The organism is Pseudomonas sp. 24 E 13, from assembly GCF_900004715.1.
Lineage (GTDB): Bacteria > Pseudomonadota > Gammaproteobacteria > Pseudomonadales > Pseudomonadaceae > Aquipseudomonas > Aquipseudomonas orientalis_A.
In genome coordinates, this window is record NZ_CVTO01000120.1 from 1 (window position 1) to 4,707 (window position 4,707).

General features: G+C 62.0%; 3 protein-coding genes. All 3 read left to right on the forward strand.

Translation table 11 applies throughout. From position 1 onward, the window contains the following. A partial coding sequence (locus BFP90_RS14260; RefSeq protein WP_176718040.1) for a 2-oxo acid dehydrogenase subunit E2 occupies positions 1 to 938 on the forward strand: 938 nt, incomplete at its 5' end. Positions 939 to 1,239: 301 nt separating this feature from the next. Then, entirely contained in the window at positions 1,240 to 3,933 is a 2,694-nt protein-coding gene (locus BFP90_RS14265; protein ID WP_065897092.1) for a putative bifunctional diguanylate cyclase/phosphodiesterase, read from the forward strand. Between the two features lie 72 nt (positions 3,934 to 4,005). Continuing rightward, positions 4,006 to 4,653 carry a peptide-methionine (S)-S-oxide reductase MsrA gene (gene msrA / locus BFP90_RS14270; RefSeq protein ID WP_065894429.1) on the forward strand — a complete coding sequence of 216 codons (648 nt, stop codon included), beginning with the start codon at positions 4,006 to 4,008 and terminating at the stop codon, positions 4,651 to 4,653. Positions 4,654 to 4,707: the final 54 nt, after the last annotated feature.

Consider the following 4,707-nt stretch of genomic DNA (forward strand, 5'->3'; position numbering starts at 1 on the left):
CTGCCCCCGCGCCAAGCGGTGCCAAGGTTCACGCCGGCCCGGCTGTACGCCAACTGGCCCGTGAATTCGGCGTCGAGCTGAGCGCCGTCTCGGCCAGCGGTCCTCACGGTCGCGTGCTGAAGGAAGACGTGCAGGCTTACGTCAAGGCCATGATGCAGAAGGCCAAGGAAGCGCCGGCTGCCGGTGGCGCTACCGGGGGCTCGGGCATTCCGCCGATCCGTACCGTGGATTTCAGCCGTTTCGGCGAAATCGAAGAAGTGCCGATGACCCGCCTGATGCAAATCGGCGCGGCCGGCCTGCACGCGAGCTGGCTGAACATCCCGCACGTGACTCAGTTCGACCAGGCCGATATCACCGACCTGGAAGCCTTCCGCGTTGCGCAGAAAGCCGTGGCCGAGAAGGCCGGCGTGAAGCTGACCGTGCTGCCCCTGCTGCTCAAGGCCTGTGCACACCTGCTCAAGGAACTGCCGGACTTCAACAGCTCGCTGGCGCCAAGCGGCAAAGCGATCATCCGCAAGAAGTACGTGAACATCGGCTTTGCGGTCGACACCCCTGACGGCCTGCTGGTACCGGTCATCAAGAACGTCGACCAGAAGAGCCTGCTGCAACTGGCTGGCGAAGCGGCTGCGTTGGCCGCCAAGGCCCGCGACAAGAAGCTCACCCCGGACGACATGCAGGGCGCATGCTTCACCATCTCCAGCCTCGGGCACATTGGCGGTACGGGCTTCACGCCAATCGTCAACGCGCCGGAAGTGGCGATCCTGGGTGTGTCCAAGGCGACTATCCAGCCTGTCTGGGACGGTAAAGCGTTCCAGCCCAAGCTGATGCTGCCACTGTCGCTGTCCTACGATCACCGTGTGATCAACGGCGCCGCAGCGGCACGCTTCACCCAGCGCCTGAGCCAGTTGCTCAACGACATCCGCACCATCCTGCTGTAAGCCGCAACGGCCTCCCCCTGGGGGGAGGCCATTGCCGCCTCGATTTCCGAGCGCCACGCTCGTACCTCAACCCCGCCACTTGGCGGGGCTTTTTTTGGGTTTTTTGTACACACAGGACAGGCTTGTACACCTTCTGTCACCCTGATTGCAGAAATCCCCCGGGTGGCCGATAACACCCTTATAGCACTTAGCCTTCATCCTCTCTTGTCAGTGCGTGCCGCATGATGCAACCTTGCCGCAAGCGACAGTAAAGAGGGCGTGAGCCCGGCGCCGTGCGTATTTTCCCAAGCGAGTTTCCCCCATGAAAAGCCAACCCGATGTTGCCCGAATGGCGACCGAGGTAGTGACGCAATTACCGGTGCCTTCGCGCCTCGGTATGCTGCGTTTCGAGCGGCTGAATGAGGCAAGCTGGGCGCTGCTCTACCTTGACCCCAATTGCGAGCGCCAATTCGGCTTGCCGGCGGTCGAACTGTGCGCCCTGCTGGGCACGCCGTACGCCAGCCTGATGGAGCCCCAGGCGCGCTATCAACTGCACGACGCGATCCAGCAGCAACTGAGCCACAGCGCCCACTACCTGGTGCGCTACACCCTGCACACCAGCGATGGCCCGCTGAGCCTGCTCGAAATGGGCGAGGCCTACAAACAGCACAACCGTCACCTGCTGCGCGGCTACCTGATGGTGGTGGATGGCCTGTTCAGCGAACTGCCCGTCACGGTGCCGACCGCCGACCTGGAAAACCAGAACAGCCGCCTGCAAATCGCCCTGGAACTCAACCAGCGCGCGCAGCAGGAGCAACTGCAGCACCTGGAGCGGGTACGCGCCCAGCAGGAGCTGATCCTGCTGCTGGCCCGCCAGCGCTACACCACGCCCAATTCGCTGCAAGAAGCCGCCGAACTGATCACCCGCAGCGCCTGCGACATCTATCAGATCGATCGCGCCAGCATCTGGAATCTGGACGGCCAGCACCTGGTGCCGATTTCGGCCTATCTGCGCGCCGATCAACGCCACTATTTGCCCGAAGCGATCGACGCCAGCTGCTTCCCCGACTACCTCGAAGCCCTGCACAGCAGCCGCGCCATCGATGCCACCCATGCCGTGCAAGACCCGCGCACCCGGGAAATGGCCGAAAGCCTGATCGCCAAGGATGTCCACGCCATGCTCGACGCGAGCATCCGCGTGGATGGCCAGGTCGTCGGCGTGCTGTGCCTGGAGCAAAGCGGCAGTTCGCGGGCATGGCAGTCCGATGAGATCGCCTTTGCCGGCGAGCTGGCGGACCAGTTCGCCCAAGTCATCAACAACCACAACCGGCGCACCGCCACCAGCGCCCTGCACCTGTTCCAGCGCGCGGTGGAACAGAGCGCCAACGCGTTTCTGCTGGTTAATTGCGATGGTGTGGTGGAGTACGTCAACCCAAGCTTTACCGCCATTACCCAATACAGCGCCGAAGAGGTGCACGGCCACCGCCTGGCGCAGTTGCCGGCCCTGGAGAACCTCAGCGAATTACTGTTCGACGCGCCGTCGGTCCTGGCCAAAAGCAACAGCTGGCAAGGCGAATTCAAAAGCCGGCGCAAAAACCTGGAACCCTACTGGGGCCAGTTGTCGATTTCCAAGGTATATGGCGACAACCGTGAGTTGACCCATTACATCGGCATCTACGAAGACATTACCCAGACCAAGCTGGCGCAACAGCGCATCGAACGCCTGGCCTACACCGACAACCTGACCAACCTGGGCAACCGCCCGGCGTTCATCCGCAACCTCGATGAGCGCTTTGCCCGCGACAGCGACAGCCCGATCAGCCTGCTGCTGGTGGACATCGACAACTTCAAGCGGATCAACGACAGCCTCGGCCACCAGACCGGTGACAAGCTGCTGATCAGCCTGGCCCGTCGTCTGCGCAACAGTTTGAGCAGCGGCGGCAGCCTGGCGCGCTTTGCCAGTAACGAGTTTGCGGTGCTGCTTGACGATGCCGACATGGAGACCGGCCAGCAGGTGGCCAGCCAGTTACTGGCCACCCTCGACAAACCGATGTTCGTCGACAACCAGTTGATCAGCGTAACCGGCTCCGTGGGCCTGGCCTGCGCGCCGCTGCACGGGCGCGACCCGCAGACGCTGATGCGCAACGCCGGCCTGGCCCTGCACAAGGCCAAGGCCAACGGCAAACACCAGGTGCAGGTGTTTACTGAAGCACTGAATGCCGAGGCCAGCTACAAGCTGTTTGTGGAAAACAACCTGCGCCGCGCCCTGACCCAGAATGAGCTGGACGTGTTCTACCAGCCCAAGCTGTGCCTGCGCAGTGGTCGCCTGCTGGGCATGGAAGCGCTGTTGCGCTGGAACCACCCGGAAAAGGGCATGATCCGCCCCGACCAGTTCATCAGCGTGGCCGAAGAGACCGGTTTGATCATCCCCATCGGCAAATGGGTCGCCCGGCAGGCATGCCGCATGAGCCGTCGATTGACAGCCGCGGGCCTGGGTAATTTGCAGGTGGCGATCAACCTGTCGCCCAAGCAGTTTTCCGACCCGGACCTGGTGGCCTCGATTGCCACGATCCTCAAGGAAGAGCAGTTGCCGGCCAATCTGCTGGAGCTGGAGCTGACCGAAGGCCTGCTGCTGGAAGCCACCGAAGACACGCGCCAGCAACTGGACCAACTGAAGAGTTTTGGCCTGACCCTGGCCATGGACGACTTCGGTACCGGTTACTCGTCGCTGAGCTACTTGAAAAAATTCCCCATCGACATCATTAAGATCGACCGCAGCTTTATCCACGAAATCCCGGATAACCAGGACGACATGGAGATCACCTCGGCGGTCATCGCCATGGCCCACAACCTCAAGCTCAAGGTGGTGGCCGAAGGCATCGAGACCGCCGAGCAACTGGCGTTCCTGCGCCGGCATCGTTGCGACGTGGGCCAGGGCTATCTGTTCGACCGGCCAATCCCCGGTGCAGAGCTGCAGGAAAAGCTCAAACGTTATCCACGTGGGCCAATTGCCTGACAGCGCGGTAACACTCGGGCACACTGGCTGTCTGAAAATTTACTGTTACTCAACCTGACGAGAGGACTGATCATGGTCTTGCGCTCGGAAATTCTGGTGAACAAAAACGTGCTGCCTACTCAAGAACAAGCCTTGCCCGGCCGTGAAACCCCGATGGCATTGCCCGAAACTCACTTCGTCAACGGCAACCCGTTGCTGGGCCCTTTTACCGACGACGTCGGTTTCGCGATCTTCGGCCTCGGTTGTTTCTGGGGCGCCGAGCGCAAATTCTGGGAGCGCGACGGGGTGGTCAGTACCGTGGTCGGCTACGCCGGCGGCTTCACGCCGAACCCGACCTACGAAGAAGTCTGCTCGGGCCTGACCGGCCACAGCGAAGTGGTGCTGGTGGTATACGACCAGGCCAAAGTGAAATACGAAGACCTGCTGAAGATGTTCTGGGAACTGCACAACCCGACCCAGGGCATGCGCCAGGGCAACGACATCGGCAGCCAATACCGTTCGGTGATCTATGCCACCACGCCGGAGCAACTGGCGGCAGCCAAGGCCAGTGCCCAGGCCTATCAGCAAGAGCTGACCAAGGCCGGCCTGGGCGAGATCACCACCGAAATCGACGAAGCGCCGACGGTGTACTTCGCCGAGGCGTATCACCAGCAATACCTGGCGAAGAACCCGCAGGGCTATTGCGGCATCGGCGGCACCGGCGTGACCTGCCCGATCTAAAGCACAACACAGATTAAAAATGTGGGAGGGGGCTTGCCCCCGATAGCGGAGTGT